General features: G+C 63.3%; 13 protein-coding genes. 6 read left to right on the top strand and 7 right to left on the bottom strand.

From position 1 onward, the window contains the following. Positions 1 to 37: 37 nt before the first annotated feature. Together AX703_RS16820 and AX703_RS16815 are read right to left on the bottom strand one after the other, a co-directional pair. The gene (locus tag AX703_RS16820; protein WP_062345729.1) at positions 38 to 772 is read right to left on the bottom strand and encodes an SDR family NAD(P)-dependent oxidoreductase; all 735 of its coding nucleotides are present in this window, start codon (positions 770 to 772) and stop codon (positions 38 to 40) included. Beyond that, on the bottom strand, positions 769 to 1503 hold the full coding sequence (locus tag AX703_RS16815) for an SDR family NAD(P)-dependent oxidoreductase (protein WP_062345727.1): 735 nt from the start codon (positions 1501 to 1503) through the stop codon (positions 769 to 771). Before AX703_RS16815 ends, AX703_RS16820 begins: the two co-directional genes overlap by 4 nt. 458 nt (positions 1504 to 1961) lie before the next feature. Between AX703_RS16815 and AX703_RS16810 the strand changes: the two genes are divergently transcribed. The 4 genes from AX703_RS16810 (at position 1962) to AX703_RS16795 (ending at position 6165) form a co-directional block, all read left to right on the top strand. Then, positions 1962 to 3203 (top strand): MFS transporter, encoded by a 1242-nt coding sequence (locus AX703_RS16810; protein WP_197423749.1) that lies wholly within the window; start codon positions 1962 to 1964, stop codon positions 3201 to 3203. Between the two features lie 29 nt (positions 3204 to 3232). Next, entirely contained in the window at positions 3233 to 4045 is an 813-nt protein-coding gene (locus AX703_RS16805; protein WP_062345725.1) for an IclR family transcriptional regulator, read from the top strand. A 66-nt stretch (positions 4046 to 4111) separates the two neighbouring features. Then, positions 4112 to 5089, top strand: a complete 978-nt coding sequence (locus AX703_RS16800; RefSeq protein ID WP_062345723.1) for a LysR family transcriptional regulator — start codon at positions 4112 to 4114, stop codon at positions 5087 to 5089. Next, a complete protein-coding gene (locus AX703_RS16795) occupies positions 5050 to 6165 on the top strand; it encodes a proline racemase family protein (RefSeq protein WP_197423748.1) in 1116 nt (371 codons plus the stop codon). Before AX703_RS16800 ends, AX703_RS16795 begins: the two co-directional genes overlap by 40 nt. Before the next feature lie 3 nt (positions 6166 to 6168). On the opposite strand, the gene AX703_RS16790 is transcribed toward AX703_RS16795, so the two are convergent. After that, entirely contained in the window at positions 6169 to 7068 is a 900-nt protein-coding gene (locus tag AX703_RS16790; protein ID WP_062345721.1) for a LysR substrate-binding domain-containing protein, read from the bottom strand. A gap of 155 nt (positions 7069 to 7223) precedes the next feature. On the opposite strand from AX703_RS16790, the gene AX703_RS16785 reads away from it, so the two are divergent. Then, on the top strand, positions 7224 to 8564 hold the full coding sequence (locus AX703_RS16785) for an MFS transporter (RefSeq protein WP_082734657.1): 1341 nt from the start codon (positions 7224 to 7226) through the stop codon (positions 8562 to 8564). 48 nt (positions 8565 to 8612) lie between these two features. Here the strand turns inward: AX703_RS16785 and AX703_RS16780 are convergent, their stop codons facing one another. The 4 genes from AX703_RS16780 to AX703_RS16765 all read right to left on the bottom strand — a co-directional run bounded on the left by AX703_RS16780 (position 8613) and on the right by AX703_RS16765 (position 15008). Continuing rightward, positions 8613 to 9881 (bottom strand): Xaa-Pro peptidase family protein, encoded by a 1269-nt coding sequence (locus AX703_RS16780; protein ID WP_156452105.1) that lies wholly within the window; start codon positions 9879 to 9881, stop codon positions 8613 to 8615. 140 nt (positions 9882 to 10021) lie between these two features. Further along, positions 10022 to 10978 carry a LysR family transcriptional regulator gene (locus tag AX703_RS16775; protein ID WP_062345717.1) on the bottom strand — a complete coding sequence of 319 codons (957 nt, stop codon included), beginning with the start codon at positions 10976 to 10978 and terminating at the stop codon, positions 10022 to 10024. 88 nt (positions 10979 to 11066) lie between these two features. Continuing rightward, positions 11067 to 13574: an FAD-dependent oxidoreductase gene (locus tag AX703_RS16770; protein WP_062345714.1), complete on the bottom strand. Its 2508-nt coding sequence runs from the start codon at positions 13572 to 13574 to the stop codon at positions 11067 to 11069. 57 nt (positions 13575 to 13631) lie between these two features. Then, the gene (locus AX703_RS16765; protein WP_062345713.1) at positions 13632 to 15008 is read right to left on the bottom strand and encodes an amino acid permease; all 1377 of its coding nucleotides are present in this window, start codon (positions 15006 to 15008) and stop codon (positions 13632 to 13634) included. Between the two features lie 273 nt (positions 15009 to 15281). Between AX703_RS16765 and AX703_RS16760 the strand changes: the two genes are divergently transcribed. Then, the gene (locus AX703_RS16760; protein WP_062345711.1) at positions 15282 to 16526 is read left to right on the top strand and encodes an aromatic ring-hydroxylating dioxygenase subunit alpha; all 1245 of its coding nucleotides are present in this window, start codon (positions 15282 to 15284) and stop codon (positions 16524 to 16526) included. Positions 16527 to 16732 lie beyond the last annotated feature (206 nt).

The raw sequence follows: 16732 nt of genomic DNA, 5'->3' as shown, positions 1-16732 counted from the left end.
GGCGCTTCGGATTGCCGGAGGCGCCGCCATTTTTCCGTTAGGGCAACGGCAACTGCACCGTGCGGCCACCGTCGATGGTATAGGTCTGCCCGGTAATGAACCCGTTGTCCTCCGAGCACAGGAAGGCCACCAGCCCGGCCACGTCTGCCGGGGTTCCGGTGCGGCGAACCGGATGGATCTTGCTGATCTTCTGCCGAAATGCGACCGGATCGGGCATGGATTCGATATAGATTTCAGATAGTTCGCTGTCGATCCAGCCGGGTGCCACGGCGTTGCAGCGGATGCCATCCTCGCCATGATCGACCGCCACGGCGCGAGTCAGGCCATGCAGCCCCGCCTTGGTCGCGCTGTACGAGGCATGCTGCGGGTTGCAGCCGATGCCTTCGATGGACCCGATGTTGACGATGGCCCCTTTCGTTGCGCGCAAGTGTGGCAGCGCGGCCTTTATCAGCAGGAACGGCGCGGTCAGGTTCACCGCTATGTTGAACTGCCAGTCCGCAAGGCTCATGTCCTCGACGCGAGCCTCGCGCATCATCCCAGCGTTGTTAACCAGCGCATCCAGCCGCCCCGCGCGCTCCATCACTTCGGCCACGACGCGCGGCGGGCTGTCGGGGGCGGACAAGTCAGCCTCGATTCCCTCGAACTCGGCGTCTTGCCCCCGCTGCGCGGTGAACACGCGCGCGCCTTCCTCGCGGAAACGGCGCGCGATGCCCTGGCCAATCCCTTGGCTGCCGCCAGTGACCAGCACGACTTTGCCGTCAAAGCGCCTCACGACACGGGCTTCCCGCCGTTCACCTCGATGCAGGCGCCAACGACATAGCGTGCCGCGTCCGAGGCCAGGAACAGCGCCACGTCGGCAATGTCCTCCGGCTCGGCAATGCGGCCGATCGGCACGGTTTCGTTCAGGTCCGCAATCGCGGTGTCGGGATCGAAGCCGCGCCTGGCAAAGCCGGTGCGCAGCATCGGGGTGTTGACCTCGTTGGGGCAGACGGCGTTGATGCGGATGCCCTGGTGCGCGTGGTCCATGCCCATGCACTGCGTCAGCGAGGCGAGCGCGGCCTTGGTCATGCAGTACACCGCGTGGTTCGGACCCGGGCGCAGGCCCCAGCACGATGCGATGTTGACGATTGCCCCACCGCCCGCGCCGGCCATCAGCGGAATGGCTGCGCGGCAGATGCGGAAGGGGGCTTCGACGTTGACTCCCAAAGACAAATTCCAGTCGTCATCGCTGGTTTCAGTCACTGGACCGCGGGTGATCACGCCCGCGTTGTTGATCACGATGTCGATCCGCCCCAGCGCCGTCATGACCGCGCCCGGCAGGCCATCGCAGAACGCGGGATCGCGCAGGTCGCCCGGCAGATGCGCCTCGGCCTCGATCCCTGCGACGTCCCGATCGCTCACCGCGACGCGCGCGCCTTGGGCGCGCAGGCGCCGCACCAGCGCGCCGCCGATGCCGCCCGCGGCACCGGTCACCAGGGTCACCTTGCCCGTCAAATCTGCCATCCTGCTTCTCCTTGACCCCGTCCAAGTCGGTTTAGGTCGCTCCAAGTCGATCTCAACTTTGCCGACTCGTTGTGCGCCTACCGGGCAAATGTGGCCCGGGTTTCGCTGTTTTGCGTGCCGAAAAGCGACGCAAGGTCGACCAGAAACGACATCCACGCCGGAATTTTGCGCATGGCGCCACCCTTTTAGCGCGATTTGCTTGACCATTTCATGTCAATGATTTTATGTTTTGAACGCAGCGTCCGAATAATGGACGAAGATGGGAAGAAGGAGATGGTCGTCAAGGCGTAGGGCCCATGCGGGCTCGCCGGGCTGGCCAAGGGGCTCTTCGCGATTTGGGGAGAAGACACGTGCATAATGCCGCACCGGCGGGGATTAATCTGAGCGGAACGCCGCAACAGATAGCGGCCCAGCGCCACAAGTTCATTGTCAAGCTGGCCTTCCTGATTTCGGGCGGCATGTTCATCGACGGCTTCGTGCTGGGCAGCATGGGCACGGTGATGCCCGCCATCACGCGCGACATGGGCCTGACCCTGTTCGAGCAGGGCCTGATCGGCGCCTCCGCGATGATCGGCATCTTCCTCGGGGGCCCGCTGGGCGGCTACATGGCCGACAAGGTGGGCCGCAAGCCGATGTTCACTATCGACCTCGCCACCTTCCTCATCGGGTCGGTGCTGCAGTTCGTGGTCACCGATGCGTGGCAGCTGTTTGCGGTGCGCGTGCTGATGGGCATGGCGATCGGCGCGGACTATTCCATCGGCTGGCCGCTTCTGGCCGAATTTGCGCCTGCTCGCATGCGCGGCAAGCTGTTATCGGTGCAGGAAGTGGGCTGGTATGTCGGATTCCTGATCGCCTACGCGCTGGGCTGGGCGTTCACGATGTATGACATCGCGGGCTGGAACGTGATCCTGGGCCTGAGCACCGTGCCGACCGTGATCGTGCTGATGATGCGCCTTGGCACGCCGGAGTCGCCGCGCTGGCTGATCAGCGTGGGCCGCCGCGAGGAAGCCATCGAACTGGCCAAGCAGTACATGGAAGACGACGAACAGGCCGATCTTCACTATGAAGAGGAAAAGAAGCAGGGCGGCTTCGGCCCGTTGTTTTCGGCCGAACACATCAGGTCCACCCTGTTCGTTTCGATCTTCTGGTTCGCGTGCGTAACCCCGTACTTCGCCATCGGCACGTTCGCGCCGGTCGTGCTGGAACACCTTGGGCTGCATGATGGTCTGACCGGTGGCCTTGCGCTCAATTTCCTCGCCTTGCTGGGCGTGGTGTTGACTGTGGCGCTGGTGGAGCCTGTGGGCCGCCGTAAGCTGGCGATTGCCGCGCTGAGCATTTCCACGGTCGGGCTGGCGGTCGTCGCCGCGGCACCGGCTGGGGCGGTGGTGCTAATTGTGGCGTCGGTCCTGGTGTTTTCGTTCGCCAACGCCGTCGGCAACTGCCTGACCAGCGTGTTCCCGGCCGAAGTGTTTCCCACCGAGGTGCGCGGCACGGGCGTGGGCTTTGCCACGGCGATTTCGCGCGTCGGGGCGGCCGCCGGCACGTTTTTCCTGCCGACGGCCATGGAAAAGCTGGGCATTGGCGGAACCATGTGGATCGCGGCGGGAATCTCGCTGTTCGGTGCGATCGTGACCGTTTGGCTGGCGCCTGAGACCGCGGGTCGCCTGCTGGGCGACACCGCCAAGGGGGCGGAGGGCTGAGAGCGGCCAGAGCAGGAGCACGGGCCGCCATGTCAGCCTTTCCCGATCTGCACGACGAGCCGGACGACGTGGTCGATGCCGGGGACCAGACCAACAAATCGGTCATTAAGGCGATGGCGTTGCTGACCGAACTGGGCTGGCACCCGGGCGGCGCGACTGCGACCGAACTGGCGCAGAAGATGCGCATGTCGCGGCCGACGGTGTTCCGCCTGTTACTTAGCCTGACGCAGACGGGCTTTGTCGAAAAGAACGGCGCCAAGTACCGGCTGGGCTGGAAAGTGGCCCGTCTGGGGCGTCGGGCCGATCCGTACGCCGGGCTGATCGCGCAAGTGCAGCCGGTTCTAGCCGGGCTTGCCGGTGAGCTGAACGAGACGATCAACTATGCGGTCGTGAACGGCGAGACGGAGTTCGAGCTGATTGCGGAAGCATCGGCATCGCGCCTGATCACCGTCTCGGCTGCTGCGTATATCGGGTTGGAATTGCCGTTGCACGCCAGCGCGATGGGCAAGCTGATGTTGTCGTACCTGCCAGACGAGCGGGTACGGCAAGTGGTGCCGGAACCGTTGGTGCGACTGACGGCCAAGACGATCACCACGATGGCCGCGCTGATCGAGCACCTGCACGCGGTGCGCGCGCAAGGTTATGCGCTGATCGACGACGAGCTGGAGGAAAGCCTGTTTTCGCTGGCGGTGCCGGTCCGGGCCAGCTCCGGCGCGTTGATCGGGCTGCTGTCGGTAACCGGGCCTTCGCCACGATTGCGAATACGCGATCCGGCGGCGTTTGCGGAGCGGCTGAGCGGAGGCGCTTCAGTCGTTTCGGACATGCTGACGGGAGCAAGATGACGGGAATATGATACAGGACCCCGTGGGTACGCCAAACGAGCCACCGGGGAGAAGGCGTGAGCGGCAATGAGCAAGAAAACCCAACTGCCGAGCAGTTTCGAATTCCGCGCACTGCAGGCCTTCGTGGTGACGGCCGAGCAGGGCGGGATGACGCGTGCGGCCGAAGTGCTTGGACTGACCCAGTCGAGCATTTCGCAGACGATTTCCGCGCTAGAAGCAGCAGTCGGAAAGCAGCTGTTCGATCGGGGCGTTCGGCCGATTGTGCTGACCGGTGCGGGACACGCGTTGCTGCGGCACAGCCAGAAAATCCTGGGAGAAGTCCAGCAGGCTTTTGTCGCGGCATCGGAAGCGGAAAGCGGGGGGCTTGCCTCCTTGGCCATTGCCATGCCGGAAAGTCTGGCCAACGTGCTGGGGCCGAGGTTGTACAAGCGGCGTAGCGAGCTTTCGCGCTTTTGGCGCATTTCCAACGGGTTGATGCCGGAACAGCGGGCGAAGTTCAATTCTCACACTGCCGACATTATGATCACCGAGGAGGGAAATATCGCGGACTTGATCGGACTGGAACGACACCTGATCCTGTCCGAACCATACGTGCTGATGTTCCCCAGGGGGTTCGATCTGCCGATGGAACTCGGGCCGCATCTGGCGGAGCGGACCATGATCCGCTTTTCGCTACGGTCGTCAGCGGGGCGGCAGACAGAGGCGCAAATGGAGCGATTGCGCTTCAAGTTCCCGATGCAGATCGAATTCGATTCCTGCACCGGGCAGACGAGCGCGGTGTCACAAGGGCTGGGGTGGGGCATTACCACCCCGTTGTGCCTGTTCCAGACGCCGCACCTGCTGGATGACCTGATCGTGCAGCCCATCGGCCGGGGCGCGTTCAGTCGGCGGATGACGCTGATCGCGCGTGACGGAGCGCTGGGCAGCGCGCCGGAAATCGTCACCAACGAATGCCGGGCCATCCTGGCCGACGAAGTTCTGCCCGTGCTGTTCGAGCGGTTGCCATGGCTGGCGGATGCTACGCAGACCGGGCCGATTGCCTGATCCTGTTCAAGGATGCGAAGCCTATGGGGTACAAGCGGACAATTCAAGCGGTGGACACGCATGCAGGCATACCCATGCGTGTGATAACGGGCGGCGTACCCCTCGTGCCGGGTGCTAACAGTTTAGAAAAGATGCAGTGGCTGGAGGCGAACGACGATAGCTTGCGCAAGCTGATGCTGCGCGAACCGCGCGGCTATCCGGCACATTGCTGCAACCTGATCGTGCCGCCCTCGCATCCGGAAGCTGACGCTGGCTACATCATCATGGAGCAGGTGGAATATCCAGTGATGTCGGGCGGCAACACCATTGCCGTGGTCACGGTGCTGCTGGAAATGGGCATGTTGCCGATGAAGGAACCAGAGACGAAACTGGTGCTGGAAGCGCCTGCCGGACTGATCCACGTGACGGCCCAGTGCAGCGACGGCAAGGTGAAAAGTGTGCGGTTCCGCAACGTGCCGGCCTTTGCCGCGCATCTTGATGCGGTGATCGACGTGCCGCATCTTGGCAAAGTGACGGTGGATGTGGGCTGGGGCGGGATGTTCTACGTCATCGCCGATGTGCGCCAGTTCAAGGGGCTGGAGCTGATCCCCGAGCATGGCGGTGAGATTGCGCGCGTTTCCTCAATGATCCGGCAGGCGGCAATGGAGCAACTTCCCGTGGCGCACCCCGATTATCCGGGCGTTAGCATCACCATATCACAGCTGTCTGGCCCCACTAACGATCCGCGCGCCGACTGGAAGAACGCGGTGACAATGGCCTCGGGGCCGCTATCCTGGGATGACCCGGCGACATGGACCGGCGCGCTGGACCGTTGCCCGTGCGGCACTGGTACTTCCGCCAAGATGGCTGTTCTGTATGCCAGGGGTAAACTGCCCCTTTTTACCGACTTCCGCCATCAGGGCATTCTCGGCAACGTATTCACCGGGCAGCTGGTCGAAGAAAAAACGCTGGGCGCGCGCAAGGCCGTGGTGCCGACTATTAGCGGCACGGCGTGGATATCCGGCCTAAACACACTTGTTCTGGACCATGACGATCCGTTTCCCGAAGGCTATGTAATCGGCGATATCTGGGCCTGAATTCTACCCCTCTTGGAGCGCGTTGCAGATCCATTCCCGCAGCATCCGGGCAGGAGTGGAAAGTTCCGAATCCACCCGCGAGACCAGGTAATAGCCGTGAGGCGACGCCATGCGGTGTGGGCCGCACACCGCCAGCCGCCCGCTTTCTAGAAGCGGCGCCATCAGCCGCCGCCAGCCGAGTGCAAGGCCTTGGCCATCCATGGCGGCGCGCAGCACGATCATGCTGTTGTTGGCGCGCAGGCCGCGCGCTTCCGGTTCGGGAACCCCGTGCGCGCGGAACCAGTCGCTCCACGTCGTCCAGTGCCCCTCGGCCGCGTCGAGGTGGACGAGGCGCTCGGCTGCAATGTCAGCGATGGTGGCATTACGCAGCCGTTCGGCCATGGCAGGACTGCCCACAACGATCATCTCGTCGCAATATAGCGCACGCTGTTCCCACCCCGCACGGTGATCTTGGCCATAACTGATGTACATGTCGATTGTCGGCGCCTTGCCAAAACCGTGATCTGAAATGACCTGATCGACCGTCACGTCGGGGTGGTCGCGCCAGAAGCCGGCAAGGACATCGGCAATCCACAGCTGGGCGACGGCGGAGGTGGCACCAATTGTCACGCGCTTTTCACCGCCGCTTTCGCGGATCGCGCGCAAATCGTTGGCGATCTCGGTGAAGCTGCGCAAAAGGGTGCTGTATAGTTGCGCGCCCTGCGCGGTGAGCAAGACCCGTTGATGAACGCGGCGGAACAGTGGGACCTTCAGCTCCGCCTCCAACGCCTTCACCTGATGGCTGACGGCACCTGGGGTTACCCCTAACTCACCCGCGGCATTCTTGAAGCTCAGATGCCGCGCCGCAGCCTCGAATGTAGTGAGCGTGCTCAGGGGAGGCAAATTGTAGGTTCGTCTGGACACTGCCGAAGCTTACTGCGGTATCAGCCGGCAAGCAACCGGCCCCCATTGGAAGATGAATGTGATTCATCCGTGATGTGAACTTTTTGGCGCTTGAAGCCGGGTCAACTGCGAAAGAACCTGCCGCATCACCCGAAACCGGGCTGGGGAGAAAACAAATGCAGCCGAGCCAGACGCACGGTTTCCGCGGCGGCGCGCCGGGCAGCGTGTTGACGCCCACGCAGCGCAAGTTCGTTGCCAAGCTGACCGCGATGATTGCCGGGGGCATGTTCATCGACGGGTTCATCCTTGGCATCATCGGCGTGCTGATGCCGGGCATCACTGCCGACCTGCATTTGACGGCGACGTGGCAGGGGCTGATCGGGGCGTCTCCCTTGTTCGGCATCTTCCTCGGCGGGCCGCTGGGTGGGTTCCTGGCGGACAAGATCGGGCGGCGTCCGATGTTCACCATCGACCTGATGGCTTTTCTGGCGGGATCGCTGGCGCAGTATTTCGTGACCGATGCGAACCAGCTGTTCCTCGTCCGCTTCCTGATGGGCGTGGCGATCGGTGCAGACTATGCCATCGGCTGGCCGATGCTGGTGGAATTCGTGCCCGCGCGCATTCGCGGGCGGTTGCTGTCGTTGCAGGAAATCGGCTGGTTTGCAGGGTACACCGGCGCTTATGCGCTGGCGTGGGGGCTGACGGTGTCCACCGCGCTCGACTGGCGCTTCATGCTGGCGCTGAGTGCGGTGCCGACGCTGATCGTGTTGTTGATGCGGCTGGGCACGCCGGAATCCCCGCGCTGGCTGATGAGCGTTGGCCGCAGCGATGAGGCGATGGCCATCGCCACCGAGTACATGCCCGCCGAAGAGGTGGCGGACTTGCGCGCCGCGCCTGCGGAAAAGACGCTATCGTTCCGCCACCTGTTCCGCCCGCCGCATGCGAAGACGACGTTCTTCATCTCGACCTACTGGCTGTGCAACGTCACCCCGTTCTTTGCCATTGGCGCTTTTGCTCCTATCGTGCTGCAGCATCTCGGGTTGGGCGATGGCATGACGGGGGGCCTTGCGCTTAATGGCCTCGCCATGCTCGGCGTGCTGTTCTGCACCGCGTTCATCGACACGTGGGGCCGCCGCGCGCTGTGCATCGTGCCGTCATTTATCAGCGTTGCGGCCATGGCTCTTCTGGCGGTGCCGGGGCAAACGACAACCCTGGTGATGGTGGGTGTTCTGACGTTCTCGTTCTTCAACGCGATGGCGGCGACGCTCACCGTGGTCTATCCGGGTGAGGTCTTCCCCACCGACATTCGCGGCGCAGGCGTGGGCTTTGCCACCGCGGCTTCGCGCATCGGCGCGGCGATGGGCACATTCCTGCTGCCGATTTCGATGGAGCAGCTGGGCATGCCGGCAACGATGGCGGCGGCCACGGGCCTGTGTGTGGTGGGTGCCGTGGTCGCGTTGGTCTTTGCCCCGGAAACAAACGGCGTGTTGCTGAGCAAGGCGTCGAACGAGGTCTGAAGGGCGCCATGACAAAAAAGGCCTTTTTTGCGCCCTGCGGCGGCTGTGTCAGATTTCTTCCCACGGAAACGTGTCGAGCCGTTCCGCGCCGGTTTCGGTAATCAGCACCTGCGTTTCCAGCTTGATGCTTTCCGAGCCTTCCTCGGCGATCAGGCTTTCCACGTTCAGCACCATGTTTGCTTCGATGGTGCCGGTGCAGTTCTTCGCGAAGTCCGGGTGCAGCAGCACGGTGGGCCATTCATCGCACAGGCCAGTGCCGTGCAGCGCCAGCGAATAGCGATAAGGCTGGTACTTTTCCGGAATGGCCCACGACTTTGCGTTGAATTCGGCAAAGGTGACGCCGGGCTTCAGCAGCGACAGGTTGTGGTTGATCTGGTCCAGCGCCGCCGCATACAGTTCCCTCTGCTTGGCCGTCATGGCCACGTGGCCGCAGGTCCATGACCGCGACAGATCGGCGCAATAGCCATAGGGGCCGACCATGTCGGTATCGAAGCTGATCATGTCACCCAGCTGGATGCGATAGTCCGAGCATTCGTTGTACCACGGGTTGGTGCGCGGCCCGGCGGTGACCAGTTTGGTTTCCAGCCATTCGCCGCCGCTGCGCGCGTTTTCGAAATGCAGTTCAGCCCAGATCTCGCGCTCGGTGCGCCCGGGTTCGGACATTTCGTACATCCGCGCCATGCCCGCTTCGCACACGCGCACGGTCCAGCGCATCAGCTCGATCTCGTCGGCGCTCTTGATGGCACGCGCCATTTCCAGGATTTCCTGCCCGTCGATTACGGTCAGGCCGCGCGCCTGCAACGCAAATGCGCCCGAGGGTTCCAGCTTGTCCACGCCCAAACGCACAGGTCCGGGGCCGCGCTTCACGATGGCGGCAATCTCGTCCGCCCATTCGTTCATGCGGTGCTCGGCTTGGTCGCCCGCGGAGAAATAGAGCCACGAGACGGCGGGGCGCACTTCGTCGATGGTGGGCAGACCGTGGTTCAGGTGCTCGCATCCGTCGAACTCGAACATGATCGCCGGACCGTCGGCCAGCACCAGCGCGTATCGCGCCGCGTTGTGCATGGTCCAGATGCTCATGTTGGAACTGTCGAACGCATAGCGGATGTTGACCGGGTCATACATCAGCATGGCATCGCAGTCGTATTCGGCCATTTTGGCCCGCAGCCGCGCGATGCGATACCCGCGGGCCCGGTCCAGCACGGCATCGCCCAGCGTGCTGATGAGCGGACGGTCCATGCCTTCTGCGTTCAGGTAGGACAGTTTGCGTTCGTCCTTCAACACCTGAAGCACAGGCGCAGTCGACAGCTCGTTCATCAATCGCTCCCCTTGCGTGTCTTCGGGCCAAGCGCCGCCAAGGCGCCGCTGCGCGCATTCCGTGGTACAAGGACTGGCACACGCACGTTCATGTGCAACGCCAATTATTTCAACGCGGCGGTTGAGCTGGCCTCAAGCGGTCAGGTCCAGTGGAGCAACTCTTCCACCCAGGGCAGTATCTGAATGACGGGCGGGAAGGTCTGTTCACGCAGCACGCGCTGGGCCAGTTGCGTCGTGCATTCGGGCAGGTCGCCCAGTTCTCCCGTGCGTGAGACGACCTCGATGCGGCGCGAGAAGCGGCCCTTGCGCAGCGGTTCCACTCGCATCTTGTTCATCAGGTTAGGCTGGGCGGCCAAGCATAGCAGCGAAGTGATGCTCCAGCCCATGCCCAGTGCCACGGTCGTCAGTTGCTGGTGCGTGATTTCCACCTCGATGGTGTTGGGCAGGCGCAGGCGCATGCGGGTGAGTTGTTGTTCAATCCGCTGGCCGGTGCCTGAATCCAGCGTGTAGCGGATGAAGGGTAGGGTGGCGGGGATGCGCTCAGGCTCGGTCGGTCCGTCATAGTCGACCGGCAGCAGCAGGACGAAGGGATCTTCCAGAATCAGGCGGTGGTCCAGCCCCGTTTCGCGCTCCAGCATGTTGCTGCCGGTTACCAGCATGTCGAACCGGCGAGCGAGGAACTCTGCGTGATGCTTCAACGACAGGCCGGATCGCATGGTCCAGCGGTTGGCGCGGTTGCCGTATTCCTTGAGCAACGGTGCGGTCAGCTGCGTCGCCAGACTTTCCGACATGGCAATGGTGACGGAATCGATGGGCTGGTCCGATTCCTCGCGCACGCCGTCATAAACGCGCTTGGCTTCGGACAGCAGTCCCAGTCCTTGCGCATACAGCGAACGGCCGGCGGGCGTGATGCCCAGCGGACGAAGCGACCGGTCGAACAGGGCGGTGCCAAGTCCGTTTTCGAGTCTTGCGATGGCTTGCGACACGGCGGATTGCGTCACGTTCAGCCGCAGCGCGCAGGGCGTCATCCCGCCGAGATCGACGGTCAGGATGAAGACTTCCAACGCATGAAGGTCAAACTCCGAGGGAAGACGCATGGCCTTGTCCGATCTCCTGTCCCAAAGGCGAAAGGTGCCCCGTCGGTTGCAACGGAGCGCCCTTCTTGTTCTGCTTGCCCGAGCTCGATCAGGCCCGCAGCGCGGCGTTTTCGGCATCGAACGGGGAGTCCGCGATCACGGTTGCGCGGTGGCGCCTGCCCAGGATCACGATTTCCAGTTCGGTGCCCACGGCCGCGTCGGCGGGATTGAGCATGGCGAGTGCGATGCTCTTGTTGATGCGCCAGCCATAGCCGCCCGAGGTGGCGCGGCCGACCACTTCATCCCCCTTCAGGATCACTTCGGAACCGCGCGCGTCGGCGTCGGTCACATCGTGGACTTCCATGGTGACGAGCGTGTTGGCGCCGCCCTTTTCCTTCCACGCAAGGAGTGCGTCCTTGCCGTGGAAGCCCGGTTTCTTCAGGCTGATGAAGCGGTCGAGCCCGCTTTCATAGGCCGAGTATTCCACCGACAGTTCACGCGGGATGAGCTTGTAGCTCTTTTCCAGCGCCATCGACACCATTGCGCGAATCCCGAAAGGCTTGATGTCGAATTCCGCACCCGCCGCCATCAGCTTGTCGAAGATGTAGTTCTGCATCTCGATCGGGTGGTGAATTTCCCAGCCCAGCTCGCCGATGAAGTTGACGCGCAGGGCTTCGACTGGGGCGGCGCCGATGCTGATGGTCTTGCCCGTCAGCCACGGGAATGTCTCGTTCGACAGGTCCGTGTCGGTCAGCTTGGCCAGCACGTCGCGCGAACGCGGCCCTGCCAGCACCAGCACGCCCATGGCGGTGGTCAGGCGCTCGAATGTCACCGAACCATCGGTCGGCATCGCCTTCTTCAAATAGTCGTGGTCGTGCCGTTCATAGGCGCCGGCCGAGACGAGGTAGTACCGCTGTGGCCCCATCTTGTAGACGGTGAATTCGCTGCGTACGCCGCCGCGCGAAGTGAGCAGGTACGACAGGGAGACGCGCCCGACGTTCTTGGGCACGGCATTGGTCAGCAGGCCGTCGAGCCACGCTTCGGCACCGGGGCCGGAGATCTCGCACTTGGCGAAGGCGCTCATGTCCTGCAGGCCGACCTTTTCGTGCACGTGGCGGCATTCCTGGCCCACGAACTCGAAGTAATTGGAGCGGCGGAACGACCACTTTTCGCGGATCGGTTCACCGTCCACATCCGGGTGGTTGTGGTTTAGGATCACGTCGGCGCGGTCGAGGTCCTCGTCGCTCAGCTGGTAGCCTTCGGGCGCGAACCAGTTGGGGCGTTCCCAGCCGAACACGCTGCCGAACACGGCGCCCAGCTTCTTCATGCGGTCATAGCAGGGGGTCTGGCGCAGCGGGCGGGCGGCTTCGCGTTCTTCGTCCGGATAGTGGACAGTGAACACCTTGGCGTAGGCTTCCTCGTTCTTTTCAACAAGGTAACCGCGACCGGCGTAGTCGCCAAAGCGACGCGGATCGACGCCCATCATGTCGATGGAGGGTTCGCCCTCGACGATCCAGTTGGCCAGCTGCCAGCCCGCGCCGCCGGCGGCGGTGATGCCGAAGGAATGGCCTTCGTTCAGCCAGAAGTTCTTTTTGCCCCAGGCCGGGCCGACGATGGGCGAACCATCCGGGGTGTAGGCGATGGCGCCATTGTACACCTTCTTTACGCCCACTTCGCCAAACGCGGGAACGCGCTCGATGGCCGCGAGGATGTAGGGTTCGAGGCGCTCCAGCGCGTCCGGGAAGAGTTCGTATTCCGCGTTCGGCGCGGGGCCATCAAGGTAGCATGCTGGCGCGCCGACTTCATAGGGCCCAAGCAGCAGGCCACCTGCTTCCTCGCGCATGTACCACGATGCGTCGGATTCACGCAGCACGCCCATTTCGGGCAGGCCCTTGGCGCGCCGTTCCAAGATCGCGGGGTGGGGTTCGGTGACGACGTACTGGTGCTCGACCGGGACGACCGGGATGTCGAGGCCGACCATCGCGCCGGTCTGGCGGGCGAAGTTGCCCGAGGCGGAAACGACGTGTTCGCAAGTGATGTCGCCCTGGTCGGTGGAGACGACCCATTCGCCGTTCGGCTTCTGCGTGATGCCGGTGACGACCGTGTTGCGATAGATCTTGGCGCCACGGTTGCGCGCGCCCTTGGCCAGCGCCTGCGTCAGGTCGGCGGGCTGGATGTAACCGTCGGCCGGGTGCTGGATGGCGCCGAGGATGTTCTGCGTCTCGCACAGTGGCCAGACTTCGCGCACCTGGTCCGGGGTGAGGAAGTTGACTTCTACGCCGATGGTGCGGGCAACGCCGGCATAGTAATGGTATTCGTCAAGCCGGTCCTGGCTGGTGGCAAGGCGGATGTTGGTGACGTTGGAAAAGCCGACGTTCAGCTCGGTTTCCGCTTCCAGCGTGGGGTACAGATCCACCGAGTACTGGTGCAGCTTGCCCACTGAATAGCTGAGGTTGAACAGCGGCAGCAGGCCCGCAGCGTGCCAGGTCGAGCCCGAGGTCAGCTCGTGGCGTTCCAGCAGGCAGACATCGGACCAGCCCATCTTGGCCAGGTGGTACAGGGTGCTGACCCCGACTACGCCGCCGCCGATCACCACGACACGTGCCGTAGATTTCATGTTATTTCTCCAACTCTGATGCGCGCGGGGGCTGACCCGGCGCGGATAATTAAATGGTCACGAAGCTGCCGTGGCGGTCCCCACGCGCTTGCGCAGGTGGAAGGCGCCGACGGCGAAAAGGAAAAGCAGGGCGCACAGGCTGACCTGTTCGCGAAGGTCTGGCTTGCTGGCCATCAGGACCAGCACGGCCAGGATGCCCGCCACCACCGCATAGCTGACGAAGGGGAACGCCCAGACCTTGACAGGGAGCACCTCGCCAGCGGCTTCCAGCCGGCGGCGCAGCGCGATCTGGCTGAGCGCGATGAGCAGGTAAACGCACAGGATGATCGCGCCCGACGATTGCAGCAGGAACACGAAGGCATGTTCGGGCGAGATGACCGAGACGGCCACCATGGCAAGCCCGGCAAAAGCACTGGTCAGGATGGCATTGGTCGGCACGCGACGGCTCGATACTTCAGCAAAGAACGCGGGCGCATCGCCGCGCTCGGCCATTTCATGCAGCATGCGCGAGGTGACGTAGATGGCGGAGTTGAGGCACGAGGTGACGGCGGTGAACACCACCAGCGACATCATCGCAGCCGCGCCCGGAATGTGCACGCGGGCCATGGCATCCGCGAACGGCGACTGGCCGACCACAACTTCGTTCCAAGGCACGATCGAGACGATGACGCTGATCGAGCCAAGGTAGAAGAACAGGATGCGCAGCGTGACGGTGCGGGCAGCGCGAACCACGTTCCCAGCCGGGTTTTCGGTTTCCACGGCCGCAATGGTCGCAACTTCGCTGCCCATCATCGAGAAGATGACGACCGGAATGGCGCTAAACACCGCCGGCCAGCCTTGCGGGAACAGGCCCCCGTGCGCCGTGAACTGCGCGCCGATGGCGGGCAGGCCGGGGCCGAAGACGACGACATAGGATATGCCGAGCAGGATGAAGCCGGTGATCGTCGCCACCTTCAGCGCGGCGAACCAGAACTCCGCTTCGCCATAGGCGCGCACCGACAGCAGGTTGATGCCCGTCGTCACCGCGATCAGAAAGGCTGCGAGCCCCCATTGCGGCAACGTCGGGAACAGTGGCCCCAGCAGCGCGGCGCCGGCGATCGCCTCGACCGCGATCGTCACCACCCAGAAGTAGAAATAGAGCCACCCGTTGACGAAGCCGGCCCAGGGGCCAAGGCTGAACCGCGTGTAGCCCGTGAACGTGCCGATGCCGGGCCGCGCCACCGCCATTTCGCCCAGCATGCGCATGATCACGAAGACAAGCGTACCGCACATGGCATAGGTGAACAGCACGGAGGGCCCGGCGATGCTGATCGCCGCGCTGGAGCCGACGAAAATCCCCGCGCCGATGATCCCGCCCAGCGAGATCATGGTCACATGCCGCGATTGCAGCGAATGCGCCAAGCTCTTGTGATCATTCCCAACCGGACCGGTCATGCGCGGCGTTCTCCCCCGATCCCGTGATTTACGGAATCTCCGTCAAGCGGACTGATCGCACCATCTGCTAGCAATTGCCCGCCCCTATCAAGCGCGGACGAGCGCTTAAGCTGATCTTACATTCCACATTAGACAGAGTTATTTCGCAAATACTCCTCCATCCCGCATCGCGCGCGCGATAGAATGCGCGCTGTCCGGAACAGCCGCCCGCTGGCCCAGAAGGCTGGCGCTTTTCCTGAAATGCAATTGAAACAACATGATGGATGCGGAAAGATGACGTCATACCCTTCGGTGGCTGCGGATCTGGCGCTGGCTCGCCCCGGCTATACCCTCCCGCGCGATCTCTATGTGGGCGAGGAAGCCTATCGGTTCGATGTGGAGGTGATGCTGAAATCGGTGTGGCTCTATGCCTGCACCGTGGCGCACGTGAAGAACCCGGGCGATTTCTACGTGTTCGAACTGGGCAACAATTCGGTGATGATCGTGCGGGGCAAGGACGGCGAGATTCGCGCTTTCTACAACACCTGCACCCATCGCGGCGCGCGCATTTGTGGCACGGCCACGGGAAACACGCCCCGCCTGATGTGTCCTTATCACTACTGGACCTTTAACCTCGACGGCAGGCTGCTGGCCGCGCGTGACATGCCCGAAGGGTTCGACAAGGGCGCACATGGCCTGCGTCCGGTGGCGCTGGAGAACGTTGGCGGCTTGCTCTTTCTGTGCCTCGGTGACAACCCGCCGCCGATCGACCGCGCCAAGGCGGATATCGCCGACCAAATCGAGCTGTTCCAGCTGGACAAGCGGAAGGTCGCCTATGTCGAGGAACTGCACGACGACGCCAACTGGAAGCTGGTGATGGAAAACAATCGCGAGTGCTATCACTGCGAGGGCAACCATCCCGAACTGCTGAAATCGCTGGACGGCAGCGGCTTTGGCAAGGGTCTGCCGGAAGACAACGTGGGCGGCGAGCAGACGGCCGAGGAACTGGCGATCGAGGCGCAGCGCGCCGAATGGGAAAAGCTCGGCATCTATCGCGATCTGATCGAATTTCACGATGGCTGGTGGCACCGCGTTGCGCGGCTCGGCCTTGCGCCCGGTGCGGTCACCCAGACGCAGGATGGCAAGCCTGCGTGCAAGAAGCTGATCTGGCCGCATGGCGACAAGGTGGAAACCAGCCTGTCGGTGTGGACCCAGCCCAACAGCTGGCACCATTTCTGCTGCGATCATGTCGTGACCTTCAGCCTCGTGCCGCTCGGCCCGGACAAAACCATGCTGCGCACCAGCTGGCTGGTCCACGAGGACGCGGTCGAAGGCGTGGACTACGACGTGGAGAACCTCACCGCGGTGTGGCGCGCGACCAACGCGCAGGACGGGCGCCTGGCGGAAAACAACCACGCCGGCATCCGGTCGGACGGCTATCGGCCTGGACCATATTCCAACGAAGAGAAGCTGGTCGACGCCTTCAAGTCGTTCTACGTCGAGAAGTCGAAGCAGGCGCTTGGGCTCAACGTCGCGTAGATCGCACTCGCAAGGCCGCCGGTCTGGCACAGCCCGGTGGCCCCGGGCCGGCCATCCGCCCCATTCGCGACTTTGGGGGTGCACCCGTACGCGCCGATCGTTTTCAAATCCGCAATGGATTGTGTTCTGGGCAATAGCGACCCGTTTTACCGTAAGCGCGAAATTCCGCGCACCTGTTCGGTTGAGTGACGCGGTGTGAAGGATGT

This window comes from Novosphingobium sp. CCH12-A3, assembly GCF_001556015.1.
Lineage (GTDB): Bacteria > Pseudomonadota > Alphaproteobacteria > Sphingomonadales > Sphingomonadaceae > Novosphingobium > Novosphingobium subterraneum.
Note: the sequence above shows the minus strand (reverse complement) of the source record. Positions and strands in the feature narration are given on the sequence as shown.

Coding starts and splice junctions, on each gene's coding strand:
- AX703_RS16775 (WP_062345717.1), bottom strand. CDS start 10,978: ATGCGTCTTCCCTCGGAGTTTGACCTTCATGCGTTGGAAGTCTTCATC.
- AX703_RS16760 (WP_062345711.1), top strand. CDS start 15,282: ATGACGTCATACCCTTCGGTGGCTGCGGATCTGGCGCTGGCTCGCCCC.
- AX703_RS16770 (WP_062345714.1), bottom strand. CDS start 13,574: ATGAAATCTACGGCACGTGTCGTGGTGATCGGCGGCGGCGTAGTCGGG.
- AX703_RS16800 (WP_062345723.1), top strand. CDS start 4,112: ATGAGCAAGAAAACCCAACTGCCGAGCAGTTTCGAATTCCGCGCACTG.
- AX703_RS16765 (WP_062345713.1), bottom strand. CDS start 15,008: ATGACCGGTCCGGTTGGGAATGATCACAAGAGCTTGGCGCATTCGCTG.
- AX703_RS16805 (WP_062345725.1), top strand. CDS start 3,233: ATGTCAGCCTTTCCCGATCTGCACGACGAGCCGGACGACGTGGTCGAT.
- AX703_RS16795 (WP_197423748.1), top strand. CDS start 5,050: ATGGCTGGCGGATGCTACGCAGACCGGGCCGATTGCCTGATCCTGTTC.
- AX703_RS16780 (WP_156452105.1), bottom strand. CDS start 9,881: ATGAACGAGCTGTCGACTGCGCCTGTGCTTCAGGTGTTGAAGGACGAA.
- AX703_RS16810 (WP_197423749.1), top strand. CDS start 1,962: ATGTTCATCGACGGCTTCGTGCTGGGCAGCATGGGCACGGTGATGCCC.
- AX703_RS16815 (WP_062345727.1), bottom strand. CDS start 1,503: ATGGCAGATTTGACGGGCAAGGTGACCCTGGTGACCGGTGCCGCGGGC.
- AX703_RS16785 (WP_082734657.1), top strand. CDS start 7,224: ATGCAGCCGAGCCAGACGCACGGTTTCCGCGGCGGCGCGCCGGGCAGC.